This window comes from Mesorhizobium sp. f-mel (genome assembly GCF_053850215.1).
Window position 1 is genome coordinate 1 of the sequence record NZ_JBSPTO010000034.1, and the last position, 23,503, is coordinate 23,503.

The following is a 23,503-nucleotide window of genomic DNA, read 5'->3' on the forward strand; positions in this document are numbered from 1 at the left end:
CCACTGGAATGCCGAAACTACATCGAAAACGCCGGATACAAGTCAACCTAAATGCGAAAGGCTCTAGGCTCGGGGTTCGCGCCTCACTTCGGAAGCCGTTCGTAAGCGCCTAAGTTGCCCAGGAGGGTTTCCTGTGGTCCGCTTGAAGGCACGGCTGAAAGCGGCTTCGGAAGCATATCCCAGGCGCGCGGCGATGGCTGGGATCGTCAGGCTCGGGTCAAGGAGCAGGCGTTTTGCTTCGCGCATTCGGAATTCGAGCACATAGCGGGCCGGCGATACCCCAAGCACATGTGAAAAACGTTCGGCGAAGGTCGACCGCGACATGGCCGCAGTTCTCGCCAATCGGGCCAGAGACCAGTTTTCCCCCGGTCTCGTATGGATGCCGAGCAGGGCGGGGCCAAGTCCTCGATCGCGCAGCGCAGCGAGCCAGCCTCGGCGATGATCATCGCTATCCCTGGCCCAATCGCGAACAATGATGCTGATGGCCGCATCGGCCAGACGGGCCATTATTGTGGCCGAGCCGACGCTTTCTTCCGCCATCTCCGCCGCCATTACCTCCAGCAGCATGCCGAGAGATCGGGTGCGGTTCGGTCCCTCCCGAAGCACAAGTTTTGCGGGCATGGTCCCAATCAATCGATCGGCCAGCGGTTCCTCGAAATCCACGGTGCAGCAGAAAATGAGGGATCGGGCACCCCCGCCGCCGGTGTTGAGGGAATAGCTTGTGCCGGATATCTGTCTTGGCCCCAAGAGGGCGAGATCGGTCACCGCGCTCTCAGGGTCGTCGGCGATGACATGTTTGGTGCCATGTGGCAGGAGCACGACATCGCCCTGGTCCAGCCGCTCTGGTTCAGACCCCTCGATAAGCACCCAACAGCTGCCTTCGGCGACGAAATGGAAGCGAATTCCCTTTTGGAATTGCAGGCCGATGCCCCAAGGCCGCGTTACCTCGGCCCGGCAGTAACTCGCTTCCGCTGGCCTGAGATCACGCAGGAACTGTCCAAGAAGATGGACGACAGGATCGGCAGAATTGGATGATCGAGCATACATCTCGGACGCAGTATCATTGTTCGTCCGGCATTCCACAATAGGCTCTTCTCTGCTGCCAGTAGATTCGTGGCAACGTGGCAACATTGAGGGAGATGTCAGTGTCTTTTCCAAAGCTCGTGGCGGCGGTAGCCGCGGTTATTATCCTGCCGTCTCAGACTTACGCCCTGGAGAATACATACCTGCCCGTTGAGAAGGTGCCGTATTATGAGGAAATGCCTGACCAGCCCCACCGGCTGGGCCCCTTATGGGGCAAGCGCGATGTGGGTCCGGCTGGAACGCTGCTGAAAGTCCCGGGGGGATGGCAAGCACCGATACATGCACATACGGCAGACTATCAGGGCATTGTCATTGAGGGCACCTGGAGCCACTGGGTGCCGGAAACGGGTGAGGGCCGATACATCGAGCTGCAGCCCGGATCATATTGGACCCAGAAGGCAGACCAGATGCATGCCGATGCCTGTATGTCGGAAAAGCAGTGCGTGATCCTTCTTATCAACACCGAACCTTATTCCACTCTTTTCAAGAGCCGATAGCTGGACATCAACATGGAGCGTGACCTGGAAGGACAGAGGGTGGTTGTCGTCGGCGCGAGCTCGGGAATCGGGCATGCCGTGGCTTGGGAGGTGGCGGCCCGCGGCGCGGAGGTCGTTATGATGTCCCGCTCCATGGAGAAGCTCCAACGCGCATCAGAAGGCATGCCGGGACATGTGCGGCTTCATGCAGCCGATATGCGCGATGCGGTTGGCGTCGCGAATGCCCTTGCCGATTACGACACAATTGACCATCTGGTCCTCACTGCAGTCGCCGACGAACTGGCGCGGGCAAAGCCGCTCGCCGATCTGACGGATGAGGATGTCGAACGCAGCTTCGACAAGATGCGAGGTTACTTCACAGTCGTGCAGGCTGCAGCGCATCGCCTTTCGCCCACTGGCTCGATCGTGATGATGTGCGGCGCGGCGGCGGTCCGCCCTCCCGCTATGGGGTTCTCCCTTCTTGCCGCTGAAGGTGCTTCCATTCCGGGTTTCGGCAAGGCGCTTGCCAGGGAGCTTTCACCCGTTCGCGTGACCGTGGTCATGGCAGGGCTGGTGGATACGCCTATAAACAGCGCACGCCGTGAGCAAAGTGCCAAGTGGGCTGAAACCTCGCTGCCCGCTCGCCGCTTTGGACAGCCGGAAGATTTGGCGGATGCGATTATCTTCGCAATGCGCAATCCATATACGACAGGTGGAATTCTGGTTGTGGATGGAGGCCTGCTGATTGCCTGACAAAGACAGAGCGTGCCTTCGTCTGGGCGCGTTCCGTCATTTCTTCCAATAGTTCGGGGAACCCGCCGCGGCTCACGCCGCCAGCAGCGACTTCAGCTTGATCGTTTGCGAGCCGAGCGCCTCAGGCGCCGGCTTTGCCCTCTTGGCGATCAGCATCTCGGCCAGCCTTATGTCGCGGCCGACCGAATTGCCTGGGCCGATGCCGCTCGCCGCGACCAGCCTGCCGTCCTCGGCGAGGTGGAACAGGATGAAGGCGCCATCGTCGAGGTCGCGGCGCACAACCTTGCTGCCCTCGTCCGACAGGCCTGATATCTGCAAGGTCAGGCTGTATTGATCCGACCAGAACCATGGCACCGCCGCGTGGCTTTCACCGGCGCCAAGCATGTTCCTGGCCGCAAGCGCGCCATGCTCCTGCGCGTTCCGCCAGGCTTCCAGCCGCACGCGCCGGCCGCCATAGACGGCAAGCGGAAACGAGCAGCAATCGCCGGCGGCGAAGATGTCCGGATCGCTGGTGCGAAGCTCGGCATCGACAGCTATGCCGTTGTCGATCGTCAGCCCCGCTTCCGCGGCAAGTCCGGTCACCGGCACGGCGCCGATGCCGATCACTGCCAGGTCTGCGACGATGTCCTTTCCGCCGGCAAGCGCGATGCGCACCCCGGCGCCGTCGTCGGCGATCGCCGCGATGCCGTCGCCGCACAGGATTTTGACGCCTTCGGCTTCATGCGCCTCGTGGATGATTTTGGCGATCTCGGCCGGCACGCCGCGCATCAGGATCCGCGGCTGCGCCTCGATGACGGTGACCGTGGCCCCCAGCCTGCGTGCCGCGGCGGCGAGCTCAAGACCGATGAAGCCGCCGCCGACGATGGCGATACGGTTTCCGGCGCTGAGATGCGCGCGAATGGCCAGCGCGTCATTGAAGGTCCGGAGGTAGACGCAGCGCGCGCCAAGCCCCGGCATCGGCAGCTTACGCGGGGTTGAGCCGGTCGCCAGCAAGAGCTTGTCGTAAGGCAGGACCGAGCCATCCGACAGGCGCACGAGATGCGCGGCGCGATCGATCGCCACCGCCTGAACCGAATGGATATGCCGGATCGACCTCTCGGCCAGTATTTCATCGCTGGCGATCGCCTTGATCTCGGGCGCGTCGCCGGCCATCGCGTCTTTCGACAGCGGCGGCCGCTCATAGGGCAGATGCGGCTCGTCGCCGACCAGCGTCACCGGCCCGTCATAGCCGAGATCGCGCAGCGCCAAGGCAGCCCGTCCACCGCATTCGCCGGCACCGATGATGACCATCCCCTTCGTCATCACCGTCACCCGATCCGAATGAGGATTTTGCCGGCGTCGAGCTTGACCGGATAAGTCCTGAGATTGACGCAGACCGGCGCACCCCTCGCCGCCCCGGTCTTGTAGCTGAAGCGGCCATTGTGCTTCGGGCATTCGACGATGTCGTCCATCACCAGCCCGTCGGCCAGGTGCACCTTCTCATGCGTGCAAAGACCGTCCGTCGCGAAATATTCGTCGTCGGGGCTGCGATAGATGGCGAAGGTGCGGCCGCCATGGTCGAACCGCATCACGTCCTCTTCGTCGATGTCTCCGGCATCGCAGGCTTCGACCCAGTCGCTCATCAGTCCTCCCCGGCAGAATTTTGCTTGGTCAGCTTGCCCGGCATGTTGCTCGGCATGGGCGCATATCATTCCGCTGCTGCCGCGACAGCATCGTTGTCGTTGTGAAATTCCTCGCGATAGGGCTTCGCGGTCGGCGGCAGTTCGCGCTTGAGGAAATAGTCTTCATTGCGCAGCTGGCGCAGGAAGACAGGCACCATCTCGCGATAGCCGGCCAGGATCGACTGCGTCGGCGCTGGCAGGTCGTGCTTGATCATCTCGTGCAGCCTGGGCAGCGCGTGGTAGGGCACCATCGGGAACATATGGTGCTCGACATGGTAGTTCATGTTCCAGTAGATGAAGCGGCTGATCGGGTTCATGTAGACGGTGCGGCTGTTGAGGCGATGGTCGACGACATTTTCGGCGAGGCCGCCATGCTGCAGCAGGCCGGTCATGACATGATGCCAGGCGCCGTAAAGCCGGGGCAGACCGACCAGCATCAAGGGCAGGAACGACCCGCTATAAATTGCCAGCACGATGGTCGCGGCATAGATCGCGGTCCAGATGCGGGCAATGCGGATAGCCTTTGGCTGCTCCTGCTCGGGAATGAAGGTCTTTTCGGCCGGGCTGATGATGCCGGCCGCATTGCGCACCATGTCGCTCATGGCATGCCAGGCATCGACAATGCCGAAGAAATTGAGCACGACGCGCAACAGGTCCGGTGGGCGCATCACCGCGATTTCTGGATCGCGGCCGACGATGATCGTATCGGTGTGATGCCGGGTATGGCTCCAGCGCCAGGTCACCGGATTGCGCATGATCATAAAGCAGGCGAGCTGATAGATCACGTCGTTCATCCACTGCGTCCTGAACGCGGTGCCGTGACCGCATTCGTGCCAGCGGGAATCGGTGGAAGAGCCGTAAAGGACTCCATAGACGAAGAAGAACGGCACGCACCACCAGGTACCCCAGAACCAGGCGCCGCCTGCGCCGCTAAGGATCAGGACGGCGAGCCAGATGATGGTGTCGCGGATCGCCGGGCCGTCGGAGCGCTGCATTAGCTCCTTCATCTGCTTGCGCGGGATGTCGGTATGATACCATTCGGCCGCCGCCAGCCCGGTCTCGACGGCGCGGCCGATCAGGCTGTAGTCGCGCCGGGACGGTGCTGCGTTCAACATTGCGTCCATGAGAGTGCCTCCACCAGCGTCCTGCAATCCGCACGGTCAATGACCAGGCCGTGGTTGCAGGCCTCGAAGCCTAGAAGTAACGCCAAGCCATGATAGGCTCAATATCACAAAGATGGTTTCTATCATTTTCCATCAGAATAATGTAAACCAATTTGGCAAGCGGAGAGACAGCCATGGCAAAACGGCCGACCATCACCGATCTGGCGCGCACCTCCGGCGTCAGCGTCGCCACCGTTGACCGGGTGCTGAACAACCGCCTGCCGGTGCGCGAGGAAACCGCGCGCCGCGTCTATGAGGCCGCCACCAGCATCGGCTACCACGCCGCCGGGCTAATCAAGCAGCGGATGCGCCAGGAACTGCCGGAATATCGGCTCGGCTTTCTGCTGCTGAGGGGCAATGATGTTTTCTACAGCGATTTCGCGCGGGAACTCGAACTGGCGGTGTCGCAATCGCAGCGCTTCCGCGGCGTCACAACCATCGATTTCGCCAGTTCGCTGGCCCCCGACGAGATCGCCGCCCAGATGCGCAAGCTGGCGGCGAAATCCAGGGCGGTCGCCCTTGTCGGTCCGGACCATCCGACGCTGACGGCAGCCGTCGAGACCCTGAAGGCAAGGGGGCAACCCGTCTTCTCCCTGCTATCCGACTTTGCCGCCGGCATCCGCGAGGGCTATGTCGGCCTCGACAACCGCAAGGTCGGTCGTACCGCGGCCTGGATGATCGCCAGGGCGGCGAGGAAGCCTGGCAAGGTAGCGCTTTTTGTCGGCAGCCATCGCTTCCATGGCCATGAGCTACGCGAGATCGGCTTCAGATCATTTTTCCGCGAGCATGCGCCGGAATTCACGGTGATGGAGACGCTGGTCAACCTGGAAGCCAACCAGGTGACCTATGATGCGATGATCGATCTTCTGGCGCGGTACCCGGATCTTGCCGGCTGCTACGTCGCCGGCGGCGGCATGGAAGGCGCGGTTTCCGCGCTCAGGGCAGCGAGGCCCGTAAATATGCCGGTGGTGGTTTGCAATGAGATCAACGCCGAGTCGCGCGCGGCGCTCGCCGACAACATCCTGACCATGGTGATTTCGACGCCGCTGGCAGCACTATGCCGCGAGCTTGTCGATCTGATGGCGCATGCCATCGAGGCAGGCGCTGCCAACGCGCCGGGCCAGACCTTCCTGCCCTTCGACATCTATCTGCCGGAAAACATCTAGATTCGGGCAAAACATCTAGGCTCAGCCAATGCATCCAGGTTCAGATCGGGCATCACGATGCATCGGCAATGATGTGAACCATCAGCCTGATGGATTCTTGCAGAAGGTTTGCCGGCGCTCAGCCGCGTTGTCCGAAAATCCGCCATCCGATTTCGGAATCTCCTTGACGCCCGCAGGCGGAATGGAATAAATATTTCACCAGATAGGTATTTTGGTTCTTTCGTTCCGGAACATCTGTTTCAAGCAGAGGACTTGGCGTTCCAGCCAGCGCGGAAATCGCCATCGGGAACGGAGATGGCAATCGGGAGAGATTCCCCTGGAGATCGGGGATTCCGGGTAGATCGGTGCAGCCGGACACCAATTCTGTGGAGGAGAGATAAAATGAAGAAACTGCTGTTGGGCGCCGCATTGTTGGCGCTGATGAGCTCGTCCGCCCTCGCTGCCAAAATCGGCGTGTCAATGGCGCTGTTCGACGACAATTTTCTCACCGTGCTGCGCAACGGCATGATCGAGCAGGCCAAGGGCATGGACGGCGTGGAGCTGCAGGTCGAGGACGCGCAGAACGACGTCGCCAAGCAACTCGACCAGATCAAGAACTTTGTCGCCTCGGGCGTCGACGCGATCATCGTCAATCCGGTCGACACCTCGGCCACCCAGGCAATGTCGGACGCCGCCGCTGCGGCCAATGTTCCGCTGGTCTATGTCAACCGCGAGCCGGTCAATGTCGACACACTGCCGGACAACCAGGCCTTCGTCGCCTCGAACGAGGTTGAGTCAGGCACTCTCGAGACCCAGGAAGTCTGCCGCCTGTTCAAGGAAGCCGGCAAGACCGAGGCCAATGTCTACGTGATCATGGGCGAGCTGTCGAACCAGGCCGCGGTGCAGCGCACCAAGGACATTGACGATGTGATCGCCACTCCGGAATGCAGCTTCATCAAGATCATCGACAAGCAGACGTCGAACTGGAAACGCGAGGAAGCGCAGAACCTAATGACCAACTGGCTGTCGACCGGCAAGCCGTTCGACGGTGTGATCGCCAACAATGACGAAAGCGCCATCGGTGCGATCCAGGCCATGAAGGCTGCCAACATCGACATGAAGTCGGTTGTCGTCGGCGGCGTGGACGCCACTCAGGACGCGCTTGCCGCGATGCAGGCGGGCGATCTCGACGTCACCGTATTCCAGGATGCGGCCGGCCAGGGTGCCGGGGCGCTGGACGCGGCGCTCAAGCTTTCCAAGGGCGAGGCGGTTGAACAGAAGGTCTACATCCCCTTCCAGCTGGTCACGCCGGCAAACATCGAGAAGTTCCTGCAGAAGAACTGAGGCAGAGGACCCGTTTTTCGATAGGGAGCGGCGCGGCAGAGCATCGGACCGGTTTGAGAATCCGATGTCGAAAAAACAAAAAGGCGCCGCTCCTCCTTTCCCTTATCGCCGAAACAGCCGGCGGGAGGGCGACTGCGGCTGATGGAGGATCAAGATTTGGCACAGACAACCCATGGCGTCGGCGGACTCAGCTATGATGCGAAGAAGCGCACATGGCCTGCCGAATTCAACGTTTTCCTGGCGCTCATCATCCTCGTCGGCGCCTTCGAGCTGATAGGCCGCGTCTTTCTTGGCGACAGCTTCCTGTTCAACACCCGCGCCAATGTCGATACGATCTTCAACGAGGCGCGCCTGCAGATCATCATCCTGCAGGTATCGATCGTCGGCATCATCGCCATCGGCGTGACGCAAGTGATCATTTCCGGCGGCATCGATCTTTCCTCTGGTTCGGTCGTCGGCGCCACGGCGATGATCGCCATGAGCTTCGCCCAGGTGGCGACGGTCAACGGCAACCCTAACCCCAAGGCGATGTTCATCGAGCAGGGCTGGACCGACCTGCCGGTGATCGTGCCGGTGCTTGTCGCGATCGGCTGCGGGCTGCTGGCGGGCCTGATCAACGGCACGCTGGTCGCCTACACCCGCATTCCGCCGTTCATCGCCACGCTTGGCATGATGGTCACCGCGCGCGGCGTCGCCAAATGGTGGTCCAAGGGGCAGCCGATCTCGTTTCCCACCGAAAGTTTCGCCGCCATCGGCAAGGGGCTGATGCCGGTCATCATCTTCATATCGCTGGCGATTTTGTTCCAGCTGATCCTGTCATACACCAGGTACGGCAAGCACTGTTATGCCATCGGCTCCAACGAGGACGCCGCCCGCATGTCCGGCATAAATGTCCAGAACCACAAGATCCTCGTCTTCGTCATTGCCGGCATCCTTGCCTCGCTTGCTGCCGTGGTGCTGAGCTCCAAGAACCTCACCGCTCAGGCCGGCATGGGCGTGATGTACGAGCTAGACGCGATCGCCATGGCGGTCATCGGCGGCGTCTCGCTGTCTGGCGGCCGCGGCTCGATCATCGGAACGGTGATAGGTGCGCTGATCTTCGGCGTCATCATCTCCGGCTTCACCTTCCTGCGCCTCGACGCCTACTACCAGGAGATGGTCAAGGGTGTGATCATCATCGGCGCAGTCGTTCTCGATCAGTGGCGCCAGCGCCTGCGGGCAATGAGGGCTTGATCATGTCAGACATCGTCCTGAAGACCGAAAACCTGACCAAATACTATGGCGGCGTGCATGCGCTCGAAGGCGCGAACTTCGAACTGCGCAAGGGCGAGCATGTCGCCATCATGGGCGACAACGGCGCCGGCAAATCGACCTTCGTGCGCCAGATCACGGCCGTCGAGCAGCGCACCAGCGGCAAGGTCTGGTTCGACGGCAAGGAAGTGAACTTCGCCGGCCCGATCGCCGCGCGCGAGGCGGGCATCGAAACGGTGTTCCAGAACCTTGCGCTCGCCGACGATCTCGACGTGCCGTCGAACCTGTTTCTCGGCCGCGAAAAGGTGCTTTTCAATCTCGGGCCGTTCTCGATCCTCGATCGCAAGTTCATGCGTAAGGCGACCGAGGCAGCGCTGATCCGCACGGCGGTCAAGATTCCCAACCTTTCCAACACCATCCGCCACATGTCGGGCGGCCAGCGCCAGTGCGTGGCAATCGCCAGAACCGCGACTTTTGCGTCCAAGCTCATCATCATGGACGAGCCGACGGCAGCACTTGGTGTGCAGGAGACGATGCAGGTCGAAAACATCATCCGCACGCTGAAAGCCAATGGCGAGCCGCTGATCCTGATCAGTCACAACATGCGCCAGGTGTTTGATCTGGTCGACCGCATCGTCGTCTTCCGACGCGGCCGCATCGTCGCCAATCTGCGCAAGCAGGACACCGACGGCAACGACGTCGTCTCATACATCACCGGCGCCAAGACCGGGGAGGCAGAACTTGCGGCCTAAGGCGAATGCCGGCGCGGCGGGTCATCGGCCCGTCGCCGAGCAACTGCAATAAGAAAATCTACTGCGCCTTGCCGTGAACGGTGCAGTAAAGACGCACTTCCATTTCGAACAATCCTCAAAGGAAATCCCATGTCTCTCCGCTTCGCTCTTCTTGGTGCAGGCCGCATCGGCAAGGTCCACGCCCGTGCCGTCGGTTCCAATCCGCAGGCCAGACTGGTCGCAGTTGCCGATGCCTTCGAGAAGGCGGCGACGGAGCTGGCGTCGGCCTATGGCGCAGAAGTACGCACTATCGAGGCAATCGAAAAAGCCGGGGATATCGATGCGGTCATCATCTGCACGCCGACCGACACCCATGCCGATCTGATTGAGCAGTTCGCCAAGGCCGGCAAGGCAATCTTCTGCGAGAAGCCGATCGACCTCGACGCCGGCAGAGTGGAAGAATGCCTGGCCGTGGTCGACAAGGCCGGCGCCACTTTGATGGTCGGCTTCAACCGCCGCTTCGATCCGCATTTCGCCGCCGTGCGCAAGGCGATCGACGACGGTGCCATCGGCACCGTCGAGATGGTGACCATCACGTCGCGCGATCCCGGCCCGCCGCCGCTCGACTATATCGGCCGCTCGGGCGGGATCTTCCGCGACATGACCATCCATGATTTCGACATGGCGCGCTTCCTGCTCGGCGAGGAGCCGGTGGCGGTCAGCGCCCATGCCTCGGTGCTGGTCGACAGACAAATCGGCGAGGCCGGCGATTTCGACAGCGTCAGCGTCATCCTCGAAACCGCCTCCGGCAAGCAGTGCATCATCTCCAATTCGCGGCGCGCCACCTATGGCTACGACCAGCGCATCGAGGTGCATGGCTCGAAAGGCATGGTCGCGGCCGAGAACCAGCGGCCGGTGTCGATCGAACTGGCCAATGAGAAAGGCTATACGCGCCCGCCGCTGCACGACTTCTTCATGACCCGCTACCTCGACGCCTATGCCAACGAGATCGCCGCCTTCATCGCGGCGGCGACTTCAGGCAACAAGGCCGCACCGAGCGGCAAGGATGGGCTCGTCGCGCTGCGGCTGGCGGACGCGGCGCTAAAATCGGCCAGGGACGGCAAGACCGTCCGCCTCGACAAGACCATCTGAAGCAACATCAAGCACAGGAGCAAGGCGATGAACGGTTCCGCCGGTCGCAATTCCGAAACACGCGCCCTCGTCACCGGCGGCGCGCAAGGCATCGGCTTCGCCGTCGCCGAGGCGCTGGCCGATGAGGGCTGCCGGGCGTTGGCGCTAATCGGACGCTCGCAGGAGAAGGGCGACAAGGCCGTCGCCACCCTCAAGAAGTCGGGCGTCGACGCGATTTTCATCAGCGCCGATGTCGCCCAAGTGGCCGACTGCAAGCGGGCCGTCGAAACGGCGATCGCTCATTTCGGCACCGTCAACGCGCTGGTCAACGCCGCCGCCACCTCGGCCCGCGGATCACTGGTCGAGACCTCCGAGGAAACATTCGACCAGATCTTCCAGACCAATGTGCGCGGCCCCTTCTTCCTGATGCAGGGTCTGGTGGCGCACCTGCTCGACCGCAAGGCGCCTGGCTCGATTGTCAACGTGCTGTCGATGTCGGCGCATTGCGGCCAGTCGTTCCTGACGCCCTATTCGTCGAGCAAGGGCGCTCTCATGACGCTGACCAAGAATGTCGCCAACGCCTATCGCAGCAATCGCATCCGCTGCAACGCGGTGCTGCCTGGCTGGATGGACACCGAGGGCGAGGACATCGTGCAGAAGAAATGGCACGCGGCACCCGACGACTGGCTGGAAAAGGCCGAGGCCGCGCAGCCGATGGGCCAGTTGGTGAAGCCGGACCAGCTTGCCCGGCTGATCAGCTATATGGTCAGCCCGCAGTCGGGCGTCATGACCGGATCGCTGGTCGATTACGACCAGAACGTTGCCGGAGCGGGCGCAGAGTAGCATCAGGGCGTGACAAGCGCCCCGGCTTCGGCTATAGGGCTGGCATGATCCACCTGACCGCCTCGTTCTGGTACTTTAGCTACGGCAGCTCGCTGGCGGCGGGAGGATTGCGCTCGATCTGAAGATTGGAGCATCAAAATCCGAACAGCCGCCAGACCTGGCGGCTTTTTTGTTTCAGCCGGCAGGTCTCCCAATCAGGAGCAGAAAGCCGTGTTGACCACCACCGACGATCTTCGGGTCAAGGAAATAAGGGAATTGAGTACGCCGGACCAGGTGATGCGGGAGATACCGCGCACGCTGACGGCCACGCGGACCGTTACCGCGTCACGCAACGCGATCCACGCCGTGCTGACCGGCGCCGATGATCGGCTGATCGTCGTCGTGGGCCCCTGCTCGATCCACGATCCGGCCGCTGCCGTAGACTATGCCAACCGTCTGGCGACGCTTCGAGAGAGCCTGTCGGACCGGCTGGAGATCGTGATGCGCGTGTATTTCGAGAAGCCGCGCACGACGATCGGCTGGAAGGGCCTGATCAACGATCCCGACCTGGACGGCAGCTTCAATATCGACAAGGGACTGAGGCTGGCCCGCAACGTGCTCTCCGCCGTCAACAATCTCGGCCTTCCGGCGGCGACCGAATTCCTCGACATGGCCACTCCGCAATATATTGCCGACCTCGTTGCCTGGGGGGCGATCGGCGCGCGCACGACAGAGAGCCAGATCCATCGGGAACTCGCATCCGGCCTGTCCTGCCCTGTCGGCTTCAAGAACGGCACCGACGGCAATTTGCGGATCGCCGCCGAGGCGGTGAAATCCGCCGCCCAGCCGCATCATTTCATGGCGGTGACGAAGGGCGGGCGCAGCGCCATCGCGACGACCACCGGCAACGAGGACTGCCACGTCATCCTGCGCGGCGGCATTGTGCCGAACTATGACGCAACGAGCATAGCTGCCGCCTGCGCGGAGCTCGGTCGGGTCGGGGTAGCACCTCGGCTGATGATCGATGTCAGCCACGCCAACAGCAACAAGAAGCCTGAGAACCAGCCGACGGTGGCGGCTGACGTGGCGGGCCAGGTCGCAGCAGGCGACGCGCGCATCATCGGCGTCATGATCGAGAGCAACCTCGTCGCCGGCCGGCAGGAGGTCATGCCCAACAAGCCGCTGGTCTATGGCCAGAGCATCACCGATGGCTGCATCGACTGGGCAACCACCGAGACGGTGCTGCACGGCCTTGCCGACGCCGTCGAGCGGCGCCGGTCAGCGCGACGCGCAATGATATCAAGCCGTCCGGGGGCCGCCTGACGCGCTCCTCTTGTGGCAAGGGTGCTGAAACACGGCAGCGCGGCGTTCCCCGGCGGATCACGCCGCGCTGAGTCCTTCCCAGACAGTGAACACCGAGACGGCGAACAGCAATAACCCGGCCGCCCGGCCGGCAAAAGCGGTCGCCTGCGGATTGGCGACCAGCAGGTTACGGCTGCGGCCGGCGGTGATCGCAAGCCCGCCGTAAATGGCGGCCTGGGTGACGACCGTCAGCAACCCCATGACGGTTGCCTGCATCCAGATCGGACCGTAGGCGGGCTTCAAGAACTGCGGATAGACGGCAAGGACGAAAAGCTAGGCCTTCGGATTGATCAGGCAGGTCACCAGCCCTTGGCGAAACGCCTTCCAGGCAGTGCGGCTGCCGGCGGGCGCGTTATCGCCGACGGTGATGGAGCTGCGCATCAGAGTAATGCCGATGAAGGCCATATAGGCGGCGCCGGCGATCAGGAGCGGCTTGAACAGGATCGGCACGAAATGCATCAGCAGGCCGACGCCGACCGCGCCGTTCAGCGTATGCACCATGCCGCCCAGCATGATGCCGCCGGTCGCCGCCAATCCTCTGTCGCGTCCGCCGGTCAGCGCATTGGCAAGCACGAACAGCATGTCCATGCCCGGCACGGCGATAATGCCGAACAGGAGAATGAAGAACAGCCAGAGGTTTTCCGTGTAGCTCATGTCAGTTGCCTGCCGTCTGGCGCCGCAAAGCCGCAGCGGAACCTGTTGATTTTCAAACCGATAAGCCGCCCTATAGGTGATCCCAACTGACGGGGTGTTGTCAGTTGCCTTCGAGGTTGAGTGAATCGCGCAAGGCGTCGCGTCTGTTCGAGATCATCCAGATCCTGCGGCTAGCCAGAAAGCCGGTGACCGCGGCAATGATTGCCGAGCGTCTGGAAGTGACGATGCGCTCGGTATCGCGATATTGCCGCTTTGCAGGCGATGCGTGTGCCGATCCAAGGCGGCCGCGGCATTGGCTATATCCTGCGCCCCGGCTTCGACCTGCCGCCGCTGATGTTTTCGATCGAGGAGATGGAGGCGATCGTGTTGTCGCTGGCGTTGCTGGAGCGCACCGGCGACAGCGAGCTGAAGCAGGCGGCCAAGCGCGTCAGCGCCAAGATCGCCGGCGCGGTGCGGCCGCCTTTGCGCCAGACGCTCGATGCCAACGCCCTGCATGCCTGGGGATTCGCAGCACCTTCGGCCTCGGCAGTCGATCTGGCGCTGGTTCGCCGCGCCATCCGCGACGAGGAAAAGCTCGACCTCTCCTATTGCGATGAAGCGGGCCGGGCGACCGAACGCATCATCCGCCCGATCGCCCTCATCTACTATGCCGAAACCGCCAACATCGTCGCATGGTGCGAACTCCGCCAGGCCATCCGCAATTTCCGCAGCGACCGCATCGATGACTGCCAGCCGACAGGCCTATGGTTCAAGGGCGAAGGCGATGATCTGCGGCAGCTCTGGGTGGACGGGTGGGAGATCAACGCCACAACCGCCGGCAACTGATGCGTCGCCGGCTTCCAGGTTGAGCTATCTAACATCCACCCAGCGCTTTTCCTCGAACGAGCGCGCCATGGCATGCACGGTGCGCTCGATTTCGAGTCCTTCGTCGAAATCGATGATGCGCGCCGGCTTGCCGGCAAGCCGCGCCAAAAGTTCCCGGCATTCGATGATCTTGAGGTCGTTGAAGCCGAGACCGTGGCCGGGTGCCGGCAGGAAGGCGTCGTAGGGCTTGTGATGCGGCGCCACCAGGATAGTGCGATAGCCTTGCTCGGTCGGCCGGTCTGATGTGAGGTAGAGCTGGAACTCGTTCATCCGCTCCTGGTCGTACAGGATCGAGCCCTTCGAGCCGAAGATCTGGATGGCGATCCGGCCCTTGCGGCCCCAGGCCGAACGATTGACCAGCAGCGTGCCGGCAATGCCGTTTTCGAGATGCATCAGCACGCTGGCGATGTCGTAGGTCTCGACCGCGCGGCGCCCGCCCGACGCAACGCGGCGATCGGCATAGGGTTTTGCCATATCGCACATCACGCGGGCGACGCGGCCGAACAGCACGGCGACCAGCGACAGCGGATGCACGGCGAAATCGTCGAGCGCGCCGTAACCGGACGCCGCCTCGTGCTTCCAGAAGAACAGCGCCTCCGGGTCGGCCATGAAATCCTCATCCATCTCGACGCGCAGATGGTTGACCTCGCCGATGATTTTCTCGTCGAGCAGCGCACCGATATGGCGGATGGCCGGGTTCTGGATGTAGTTGTAGCCGAGAGCGGCCACCTTGCCGGACTTTTGCGCCGCCGCCGCCATGGCTTGCGCCTCGGCAAAACTCGGCGCCATCGGCTTTTCGCACCACAGATGCTTGCCGGCTTCGAGGATGGCGATGGCCATTTCCGGGTGGAACTGGTTGGGCGTGGTCAGCGAGACGATATCGATATCCGGATCATCGACGACGGCACGCCAGTCGCCGGAAGCCCTGGCGAAGCCGAATTCGCTGGCACGACGTTTGGCAAGATCCTCATTGACCTCGCCGAGATGGACCAGCCTTGGCTTGGCCACGTCGGGAAAGACGGTGCCGACCGCGTTCCAGGCGATGGCGTGACACTTGCCCATGAAGCCCGTGCCGATAAGACCGACTCCGACCATTTCCCTTGTCTCCGTCGCCAGAAAGATTGTGTGGATGAATTAGTCCATTTTATCCAGAAATGGAACGCATGCCTCATTTTTTATGGCCTTCTTGCACAGGCTCGCTATGATGGGGCACACACGGCATCGACTGATGAGCCTGGGCGGAGCGACGATGGACGAACGGGTGCCCCGCGATTTCGAGACGCTGCGGACGACGATCCTGGAACGGCGCCATAGCCTGCCCAAGCGTATCGCGCAGATCGCCGCCTATGCGCTCGACAATCCTGACGACATTGCCTTCGGCACGGCCGCCAGCATCGCCGCTTCGGCCGGCGTCCAGCCTTCGACCTTGATCCGCTTCGCCCAGCAGCTCGGCTTCGACGGCTTCACCAGTCTGCAGCTGGTGTTTCGCGAGCGCCTGCGTGAGCGCAATTCGTCCTATGACGAAAGACTGGCGGCATTGCGCGCCAAGGCCGAGGAAGGCGCTGGTCACCGGGCGATCTTCGACGGCTTCGTCGCCGCGGCCAGCACCTCGCTCAATGATATTTCAGGCAGGTTGAACGAAGACCATTTCGAAGAGGCGATCGCCTTGCTGGCAAAGGCGGAGACCATCTATGTGCTGGCCAAGCGCCGCTCGTATCCGGTCGCCTCCTACATCGCCTATGCGCTGGGCAAGCTCAAGATCCGCAACCAGCTGATCGAATCGGCCGCCGGCCTCAACGCCGAGATGATCAGCTTTGCCTCGCCCAGAGATGCCGTTATCGCCATCAGTTTCTCACCCTATGCCCCGGCGGCAATCGACGAGGCGCGCGTCATTTCCGAGCAAGGCGTTCCGATCGTGGCGATCACAGACAGTTCCTTTTCGCCGCTCGCCCAGTTCGCCAAGGTCTGGTTCGAGGTCGCCGAGGCCGATTTCGCCGGCTTCCGCTCGTTGTCAGCGACGATGGCGCTGGCCATGGCGCTGACCGTTGCGGTTGGCGAGAAGCGGCGCGACGCTGGCCGCAAGCGCAAGGCCTGACAGGCTACTTTTCAACAAAGGAATGCGCGTTCCATATTGACTATGGATTGGAATTATTATTTCATATTACCGGCGCCACGCTGCCGCTCGCGCGTGTACCCCAAGACAACAAGGCTGATGGGAGGTTCGAATGGGCGAAGCGATGGACGCGAAACATGCGCCGCTCGACGTCATCACCATTGGCCGCGCCTCGGTCGATCTCTATGGCCAGCAGATCGGCTCGCGCTTGGAGGACATCACCTCCTTTGCCAAGTCGGTCGGCGGCTGTCCGGCCAACATTTCGGTCGGCACGGCGAGGCTCGGCCTGCGCTCGGCGCTGCTCACTCGCGTCGGCGACGAGCAGATGGGCCGCTTCATCCGCGAGCAGCTGACGCGCGAAGGGGTTTCGGTCGACGGCCTCAAGACCGACCCGGACCGGCTGACCGCGCTGGTGCTGCTGTCGGTCGAGGACGAAGGCGTCTCGCCGATGATCTTTTATCGCAGCGACTGCGCCGACATGGCGCTGGCGGAGGAGGACATCGACGAAGCGTTCATCGCCTCGGCGCGCGCCATCGTCGTCACCGGCACGCATTTTTCGCGGCCCAACAGCGATGCCGCCCAGCGCAAGGCGATCCGCGCCATCAAGGCCAATGGCGGCAAGGTGGTGTTCGACATCGACTACCGCCCCAATCTCTGGGGCCTTGCCGGCCATGCCGAAGGGTTCGAGCGCTACGTGAAATCCGACCGGGTCTCCGCCCGGCTGAAGACGGTGCTGCCCGACTGCGACCTGATCGTCGGCACCGAAGAAGAGATCATGATCGCCTCCGGCACTGACGATTGCCTCAGCGCGTTGAAGACGATCCGCTCGCTGTCCAAGGCCACTATCGTGCTGAAGCGCGGCGCCATGGGCTGCATCGTCTATGACGGGCCGATCAGCGACGATCTCGAAGACGGCATTGTCGGCAAGGGTTTTCCGATCGAGGTCTATAATGTGCTCGGCGCCGGCGATGCCTTCATGTCGGGCTTCCTGCGCGGCTGGCTCGGAGAGGAAAGCCTAGCGACGGCGGCGACCTGGGCCAATGCCTGCGGCGCCTTCGCGGTGTCGCGGCTGCTCTGCGCGCCGGAATACCCGACCTTCGAGGAATTGCAGTTCTTCCTGAAGAACGGCAGCAGGCATCTGGCGTTGCGCAAGGACGAGGCGATCAACCATATCCATTGGGCGACGACGCGCCGGCGCGTCATTCCCTCGCTGATGGCGCTGGCCTGCGACCACCGTATCCAGCTTGACGATGTCGCCGCGAAAGCCGGCGCCGATCCGTCGCGCATCCATGATTTCAAGGTGCTGACGGTCAAGGCGGCGGCAAAGGTTGCCGCCGGCCGCGCCGGTTACGGCATGCTGCTCGACGAGAAATACGGCCGCGAGGCGATGTTCGAATTTGCCCGCCATTCCTTCGCCTGGCTCGGCCGGCCGGTCGAGCTGCCGGGATCGCGGCCGCTTCGTTTTGAATTCTCGCAGGACATCGGCTCGCAATTGATCGAGTGGCCGGTCGACCATTGCATCAAGTGCCTGTGCTTCTATCACCCCGACGACCCGGAGCCGCTGAAGACCGAGCAGCAGCAGAAGCTCAAAAGCTTGTTCGAGGCCGCGCGGAAAGTGGGAAGAGAACTTCTCATCGAGATCATCGCCGGCAAGCACGGCGAGCTCACGGACACGACGATCCCGCGCGCGCTGGAGGAACTCTATGCGCTCGATATCAAGCCCGACTGGTGGAAGCTCGAACCGCAGGCTTCGGCCGGGGCTTGGGCAAAGATCGAGGCGGTGATCCTGAAGAACGATCCGTGGTGCCGTGGGGTTGTGCTGCTCGGCCTCGAAGCGCCGCAGGACGAGCTGGAAGCGGCCTTCGCTGCCACCGCCAAAGCGCCCATCGTCAAGGGCTTCGCCGTCGGACGCACCATCTTCATCAACGCGGCCGAACAGTGGCTTGCGGGCAAGATGTCGGACGACGAGGCAGTGGCCGACATGGCGTCGCGCTTCGAGAGACTAACCGAGGCATGGCTTGCCGCGCGCGGCCGCAAAGCAGCATAGAAGGCGCGGCATTAGGACTGCGGAGGAAAACAAGATGACCAAGACAATCCGCCTGACGATGGCGCAGGCGCTGACCCGCTTTCTTGCCCGCCAGATGACCGAGATCGACGGCAAAAAAATGCCGATCTTCGGCGGCGTCTGGGCGATCTTCGGCCATGGCAATGTCGCCGGTATCGGCGAGGCGCTCTACCAGGTGCGTGACGAATTGCCGACCTTCCGCGCCCACAACGAACAGGCGATGGCGCATGCGGCGATCGCCTACGCCAAGGCCAATTTCCGTCGCCGCTTCATGGCGACGACAAGTTCGATCGGCCCCGGCGCGCTCAACATGGTGACGGCGGCAGCACTTGCGCATGTAAACAGGTTGCCTGTCCTGTTTCTGCCCGGCGATGTCTTCGCCAATCGCATCCCCGACCCTGTCCTGCAGCAGGCCGAGGATTTCTCCGACGGCACGGCGACGGTCAATGACTGCTTTAAGCCCGTGTCGCGCTATTTCGACCGCATCACCCGGCCCGAGCAGATCATCCCGGCGCTCAATCGCGCCATGCAGGTGCTGACCGATCCGGGCGAATGCGGACCGGTGACCTTGGCGCTCTGCCAGGACGTGCAGGCCGAGGCCTATGACTACCCCGAGAGCTTCTTTGCCGAACGGGTCTGGAACCAGCGCCGGCCGCGTCCGGACCGTAGGGAATTGGCGGCCGCGGTGGCGGCGCTGAAGGGCGCGAAGAAGCCATTGGTGATTGCCGGCGGAGGCGTGCTTTATTCGCAGGCTTCCGGCGAATTGGCGAAGCTGGTGCAAGGCGCCGGCATCCCGGTCTGCGAGACGCAGGGCGGTAAATCCTCGCTGCCGGACGATCATCCGCTCAACATGGCGGCGGTCGGCGTCACCGGCACTTCGGCGGCCAACCGGCTGGCTGAAGAAGCCGACGTCGTGCTTGCCGTCGGCACCAGGCTGCAGGATTTCACCACCGGCTCGTGGGCGCTGTTCAAGAATTCCGGCAAGACCATCATCGGGCTGAACGTCCAGCCTTTCGATGCGGGAAAACACCAGGCGCTGCCGCTGGTCGCCGATGCGGCGGAAGGGCTCGCCGAGCTTGACGCGGCGCTGAACGGCTGGAAGGCGCCGGCTGCCTGGACCGACAATGCGGCCAGGGGCAAGAAGGACTGGCAGGCCGATGCAGACAAGGTGACGGCGTCGACCAATGCCGCCTACCCGTCCGACGCGCAAGTGATCGGCGCCGTGCAGCGCGCCATGGGCTCCGGCGTGATATTGCTGCATGCCGCCGGCGGCCTGCCCGGCGAGTTACACAAGCTCTGGCAGGCGGGCGCGCCCGGCTCCTACCACGCCGAATACGGCTTCTCGACCATGGGCTACGAGATCGCTGGCGGGCTCGGCGTCAAAATGGCGAAGCCCGACGAGGAGGTCGTCGTGATGATCGGCGACGGCTCATATCTGATGCTCAATTCCGAGATCGCGACCTCGGTCATGCTCGGCCTCAAGCTGACCATCGTGCTGCTCGATAACAGAGGCTATGGCTGCATCAACCGGCTGCAGATGGCGACCGGCGGTGCCAACTTCAACAATCTGCTGAAGGACGCACGCCACGAGATATTGCCCGACATCGACTTCGCGGCGCATGCGGTAAGCCTCGGCGCCATCGCCGAGAAGGTTTCGTCGGTCGCCGGGCTGGAAACGGCGCTGGCGCAAGCGAAGAAGAATACAAGGACCACAGTGCTGGTCATCGACACCGATCCGCTGGTTTCGACCGAAGCCGGTGGAAGCTGGTGGGACGTTGCCGTGCCGGAAGTCTCGACACGGCCGCAAGTGAATGCGGCGCGCAGAGCCTATGATGAAAAGCGGCAGATGCAGAAGATTGGAGATTGATGTCGGCGCTGCCAAGCCCCTATCTCCCCCTTGTGGGGAGGTCGGACCGAAGGTCCGGGTGGGGGTCGGGCGCCGCACCCCCACCCCGCTGCTTCGCAGCGACCCTCCCCACAAGGGGGAGGGTGGACACGAACTGACATTGGAGTGACGACTTGAAAGCCAAACTGGGCATGTCCCCCATTGCATGGTGGAACGACGATCTTGCGGAACTCAGCGATGACGTCTCGCTGGAGGAGTGCTTGCGCCAGTCGCGTTCGGCAGGTTTCACCGGCATGGAGATGGGCCGCCGTTTTCCCAGTGACCCGGAGATCATGCTGCCGATCCTGAAAGAGGCCGACGTCACGCTTTGCGGTGGCTGGTTCTCCGGTACGCTGGTCGACGAAGACATGGCCAGGAATAAGGATCGCATCCAGCCGATGATCGATCTGTTCAAGGCGGTGAACGCGCCTTGCATCGTCTACGGCGAGGTCGGCCGCTCCATCCAGGGCGACCGCTCGAAGCCGCTCGCCACCAAGCCCAGGCTTTCGGACGACGAGATGAAAGCCTATGCGAAGCGCCTCACGCAGTTCGGGGAATGGTGCGCCGAGCAGGGGATGCCGCTCTCCTACCACCATCATATGGCAGCGGTGGTCGAGACGGAGCCGGAGCTTGATGCCTTCATGCGCTTTTCGGGAGAAGGCATCCCCTTGCTGCTCGATGCCGGTCACCTGGCCTTTGCCGGGGGTGACGTGCTGCGCGCCATCGACAAGCATCACCGGCGCATCAACCATGTGCATGTGAAAGACATACGCATGGAGGTGATCGAGAAACTCGACCGCCAGAAGCAATCCTTCCTAGACGCCGTGGCGCTCGGCGCCTTCACGGTGCCGGGAGACGGTTCGCTGAATTTTGGCGTCATCGTGGAAAGGCTGGCGAACTACGGCTATGAAGGCTGGTTCGTCGTCGAGGCCGAGCAGGACCCGAAGACGAATCCGCCGTTCAAGATGGCGCAAGTCGGCTACAAGGAATTGATGCGGGTGATGACGGCTGCCGGTTACACCGTTGAAACACAGGGCTTCCCCAATGCTTGAATGCAGTATTCCCGGCGAAGGGCTGATCCGATGCGGGGGCTGATCCGATGAAGGACTCCGAGCATCCGTTCTTCCGGCCCTTGTGGCGACGCGTTGCCATCGTAGCGGTCTGCCTGGGCTGGGCCGTGGTCGAGTTTGCCACCGGCGCGCCGTTCTGGGGCATGATCGCGCTCGGCTTCGCCGGCTATGCCGTCTGGCAGTTCTTCTATCTCTATAAGCCGGCCGACGGCGGCAAGGCTTCGGCCGATACCGAACCAAAGGAATGAAGCGCGATGTCGAAACTGCTGGTTAAGGCCGATAAGGGCCATGGCCGCGTCGCCCATGTGACGCCGCAAAACGCCGGCTGGACCTATGTCGGTTTCGATCTGCATCGATTGCGGCCAGGCGGAACAGCCTCCGGGCAAACTGCGAACCGTGAAGTCTGCCTGGTGTTCATCACCGGCAAGGGCAAGGCGACGGCCGGCGGCAAGGATCTCGGCCTGCTCGGCGAACGCATGTCGCCCTTCGAAGGCAAGCCGTGGTCGGTCTATGTGCCGCAGGGCTCTGACTGGTCGGTGACATCAGACACCGATCTCGAACTCGCGGTCTGCTCGGCGCCGGGGCTTGGCGGCGGCCTGCCGGTCCGCGTCATTGCGCCGAAGGATCTCGGCCAGGAGGTTCGCGGCAAGGGCACCAACACGCGCTATGTCACGAACATCCTGCCGGAGGGCAAGCCGGCCGACTCCTTGCTGGTGGTCGAGGTCATCACCCCGGGCGGCCACACCTCGAGCTATCCGCCGCACAAGCATGACCAGGACAATCTGCCGGCCGAGTCCTATCTCGAGGAGACCTACTACCACCGCCTCAACCCGCCGCAGGGCTTTGCCTTTCAGCGCGTCTACACCGATGCCGACCGGACTGGCGCTCGTTCGCTCGATGAGACGATGGCGATCGAGGACGGCGATGTCGTGCTGGTGCCCAAGGGCTATCATCCTTGCGCCGCCTGCCATGGCTATGACCTCTACTACCTCAACGTCATGGCGGGGCCGAAGCGGACGTGGAAATTTCACAACGCGCCCGAGCACGAATGGCTGATGAAGGCCTGATCGCGCTCCCTTCCGGTCGGCAACTGGCCCAAGGCGAAAAAATCGTCGGCTAATGACCCGCCTGAACAACTTTGTTATCAGGGCGATCATCAGCTTCGTCATTTCGTCATGCAAATCGCCTATGGCAGCGGGAGTTGACGAGGACTTTCGATGCGCTACGCCATCTATTTCACTCCCCGGCAGGACGAACCGCTGGCGCGGATCGCCGCCAATTGGCTCGGCCGCGACCCGTTCGGCGCCGCCACGAGGCCGGTCGAGGCCGTGGGCGAGTTGTCGGCGGCGGAAGTCGCGTTCCACACCGCTTCGGCGCGCCGCTACGGTTTTCATGCGACGCTGAAGGCGCCCTTCCGGCTGGCTTCGAACGAAACGGAAGCCGCGCTTCGCGCGGCGCTCGACGATTTTGCCTTGGCGACGCCGGTGGTAACCATCCCACGGCTGGTCGTCAGCCAGATCGACGGCTTCTTCGCGCTGGTGCCGGAAGGACCGCTGCCGGCGCTCAACCGCTTCGCCGACGACGTTGTGCGCGACTTCGACCGTTTTCGCGCGCCGCTGACCGAGGCTGAGATCGAACGGCGCAGCCCTGATTCGCTGAAGCCGGATGAATTCCGCAATCTCTGCCAGTGGGGCTATCCCTATGTCTTCGAGACCTTCCGGTTCCATATGACGCTATCCGGCCGTGCCTCGTCACAGGAAAGCCCTCGTCTTCGCGCAGCTATCGACAGCCTGTTTGCGCAGGTCCTGCAACGGCCGGTGCCGGTGGACGCACTTACCCTGTTTGTCGAAACTGAACCTGGCGCCCCGTTCATGGTGCTTTCCCATCACGCGCTCGGGCGCCGCCCGGCCAGAAGAACTGCCTGAGATGA

General features: G+C 62.7%; 21 protein-coding genes and 2 pseudogenes. 17 read left to right on the plus strand and 6 right to left on the minus strand.

Annotated elements, in window-relative coordinates:
* Positions 1–63 precede the first annotated feature (63 nt).
* Positions 64–1,131: an AraC family transcriptional regulator gene (locus ACWUKX_RS27280; RefSeq protein ID WP_456009844.1), complete on the minus strand. Its 1,068-nt coding sequence runs from the start codon at positions 1,129–1,131 to the stop codon at positions 64–66.
* Positions 1,132–1,145: 14 nt separating this feature from the next.
* Here ACWUKX_RS27280 and ACWUKX_RS27285 point away from each other — a divergent pair, with 14 nt between their 5' ends.
* The gene (locus ACWUKX_RS27285) at positions 1,146–1,580 is read left to right on the plus strand and encodes a DUF4437 domain-containing protein (RefSeq protein ID WP_456009812.1); all 435 of its coding nucleotides are present in this window, start codon (positions 1,146–1,148) and stop codon (positions 1,578–1,580) included.
* A 12-nt stretch (positions 1,581–1,592) separates the two neighbouring features.
* On the plus strand, positions 1,593–2,312 hold the full coding sequence (locus ACWUKX_RS27290; RefSeq protein WP_455839703.1) for an SDR family oxidoreductase: 720 nt from the start codon (positions 1,593–1,595) through the stop codon (positions 2,310–2,312).
* A gap of 72 nt (positions 2,313–2,384) precedes the next feature.
* Here ACWUKX_RS27290 and ACWUKX_RS27295 read toward each other — a convergent pair whose 3' ends face one another.
* The 3 genes from ACWUKX_RS27295 to ACWUKX_RS27305 all read right to left on the minus strand — a co-directional run bounded on the left by ACWUKX_RS27295 (position 2,385) and on the right by ACWUKX_RS27305 (position 5,097).
* Positions 2,385–3,614 carry an NAD(P)/FAD-dependent oxidoreductase gene (locus tag ACWUKX_RS27295; RefSeq protein ID WP_456009813.1) on the minus strand — a complete coding sequence of 410 codons (1,230 nt, stop codon included), beginning with the start codon at positions 3,612–3,614 and terminating at the stop codon, positions 2,385–2,387.
* A 5-nt stretch (positions 3,615–3,619) separates the two neighbouring features.
* Positions 3,620–3,934, minus strand: coding sequence for a MocE family 2Fe-2S type ferredoxin (locus tag ACWUKX_RS27300; RefSeq protein WP_455839705.1), 315 nt, complete (start codon positions 3,932–3,934; stop codon positions 3,620–3,622).
* A 65-nt stretch (positions 3,935–3,999) separates the two neighbouring features.
* Positions 4,000–5,097 carry a fatty acid desaturase family protein gene (locus ACWUKX_RS27305; protein WP_456009814.1) on the minus strand — a complete coding sequence of 366 codons (1,098 nt, stop codon included), beginning with the start codon at positions 5,095–5,097 and terminating at the stop codon, positions 4,000–4,002.
* A gap of 173 nt (positions 5,098–5,270) precedes the next feature.
* On the opposite strand from ACWUKX_RS27305, the gene ACWUKX_RS27310 reads away from it, so the two are divergent.
* The 7 genes from ACWUKX_RS27310 (at position 5,271) to ACWUKX_RS27340 (ending at position 12,883) form a co-directional block, all read left to right on the plus strand.
* Positions 5,271–6,302: a LacI family DNA-binding transcriptional regulator gene (locus ACWUKX_RS27310; protein ID WP_456009816.1), complete on the plus strand. Its 1,032-nt coding sequence runs from the start codon at positions 5,271–5,273 to the stop codon at positions 6,300–6,302.
* Between the two features lie 381 nt (positions 6,303–6,683).
* Positions 6,684–7,625, plus strand: coding sequence for a sugar ABC transporter substrate-binding protein (locus ACWUKX_RS27315; protein WP_456009817.1), 942 nt, complete (start codon positions 6,684–6,686; stop codon positions 7,623–7,625).
* A gap of 156 nt (positions 7,626–7,781) precedes the next feature.
* Complete coding sequence (locus tag ACWUKX_RS27320; protein ID WP_065011676.1) at positions 7,782–8,858, plus strand: ABC transporter permease; 1,077 nt, start codon at positions 7,782–7,784, stop codon at positions 8,856–8,858.
* A gap of 2 nt (positions 8,859–8,860) precedes the next feature.
* A complete protein-coding gene (locus ACWUKX_RS27325; protein ID WP_029347391.1) occupies positions 8,861–9,628 on the plus strand; it encodes an ATP-binding cassette domain-containing protein in 768 nt (255 codons plus the stop codon).
* 129 nt (positions 9,629–9,757) lie between these two features.
* Positions 9,758–10,759, plus strand: coding sequence for an inositol 2-dehydrogenase (iolG, locus tag ACWUKX_RS27330; RefSeq protein WP_287330863.1), 1,002 nt, complete (start codon positions 9,758–9,760; stop codon positions 10,757–10,759).
* 27 nt (positions 10,760–10,786) lie between these two features.
* A complete protein-coding gene (locus ACWUKX_RS27335) occupies positions 10,787–11,581 on the plus strand; it encodes an SDR family oxidoreductase (RefSeq protein WP_456009818.1) in 795 nt (264 codons plus the stop codon).
* A 210-nt stretch (positions 11,582–11,791) separates the two neighbouring features.
* The gene (locus tag ACWUKX_RS27340; RefSeq protein WP_456009819.1) at positions 11,792–12,883 is read left to right on the plus strand and encodes a 3-deoxy-7-phosphoheptulonate synthase; all 1,092 of its coding nucleotides are present in this window, start codon (positions 11,792–11,794) and stop codon (positions 12,881–12,883) included.
* 57 nt (positions 12,884–12,940) lie between these two features.
* Here the strand turns inward: ACWUKX_RS27340 and ACWUKX_RS27345 are convergent.
* Positions 12,941–13,576 (minus strand): annotated as a pseudogene (locus ACWUKX_RS27345) (LysE family translocator).
* Between the two features lie 116 nt (positions 13,577–13,692).
* Here ACWUKX_RS27345 and ACWUKX_RS27350 point away from each other — a divergent pair.
* A pseudogene (locus tag ACWUKX_RS27350) lies at positions 13,693–14,401 on the plus strand (helix-turn-helix transcriptional regulator).
* 24 nt (positions 14,402–14,425) lie between these two features.
* Here ACWUKX_RS27350 and ACWUKX_RS27355 read toward each other — a convergent pair.
* The gene (locus ACWUKX_RS27355) at positions 14,426–15,535 is read right to left on the minus strand and encodes a Gfo/Idh/MocA family protein (RefSeq protein ID WP_456009820.1); all 1,110 of its coding nucleotides are present in this window, start codon (positions 15,533–15,535) and stop codon (positions 14,426–14,428) included.
* Positions 15,536–15,689: 154 nt separating this feature from the next.
* On the opposite strand from ACWUKX_RS27355, the gene ACWUKX_RS27360 reads away from it, so the two are divergent.
* From ACWUKX_RS27360 to ACWUKX_RS27390, 7 genes are all read left to right on the plus strand, one after another.
* Positions 15,690–16,535 (plus strand): MurR/RpiR family transcriptional regulator, encoded by an 846-nt coding sequence (locus ACWUKX_RS27360; protein WP_065011680.1) that lies wholly within the window; start codon positions 15,690–15,692, stop codon positions 16,533–16,535.
* A 130-nt stretch (positions 16,536–16,665) separates the two neighbouring features.
* On the plus strand, positions 16,666–18,600 hold the full coding sequence (locus ACWUKX_RS27365; protein WP_456009821.1) for a bifunctional 5-dehydro-2-deoxygluconokinase/5-dehydro-2-deoxyphosphogluconate aldolase: 1,935 nt from the start codon (positions 16,666–16,668) through the stop codon (positions 18,598–18,600).
* A gap of 34 nt (positions 18,601–18,634) precedes the next feature.
* Entirely contained in the window at positions 18,635–20,485 is a 1,851-nt protein-coding gene (iolD, locus tag ACWUKX_RS27370) for a 3D-(3,5/4)-trihydroxycyclohexane-1,2-dione acylhydrolase (decyclizing) (protein WP_456009822.1), read from the plus strand.
* Between the two features lie 152 nt (positions 20,486–20,637).
* Entirely contained in the window at positions 20,638–21,555 is a 918-nt protein-coding gene (gene iolE / locus ACWUKX_RS27375) for a myo-inosose-2 dehydratase (protein WP_456009823.1), read from the plus strand.
* A 47-nt stretch (positions 21,556–21,602) separates the two neighbouring features.
* Positions 21,603–21,821 (plus strand): DUF3329 domain-containing protein, encoded by a 219-nt coding sequence (locus ACWUKX_RS27380; RefSeq protein WP_029347375.1) that lies wholly within the window; start codon positions 21,603–21,605, stop codon positions 21,819–21,821.
* A gap of 6 nt (positions 21,822–21,827) precedes the next feature.
* Positions 21,828–22,640 (plus strand): 5-deoxy-glucuronate isomerase, encoded by an 813-nt coding sequence (gene iolB, locus ACWUKX_RS27385; protein ID WP_456009824.1) that lies wholly within the window; start codon positions 21,828–21,830, stop codon positions 22,638–22,640.
* Between the two features lie 150 nt (positions 22,641–22,790).
* On the plus strand, positions 22,791–23,498 hold the full coding sequence (locus tag ACWUKX_RS27390; protein ID WP_127208900.1) for a DUF1045 domain-containing protein: 708 nt from the start codon (positions 22,791–22,793) through the stop codon (positions 23,496–23,498).
* Positions 23,499–23,503 lie beyond the last annotated feature (5 nt).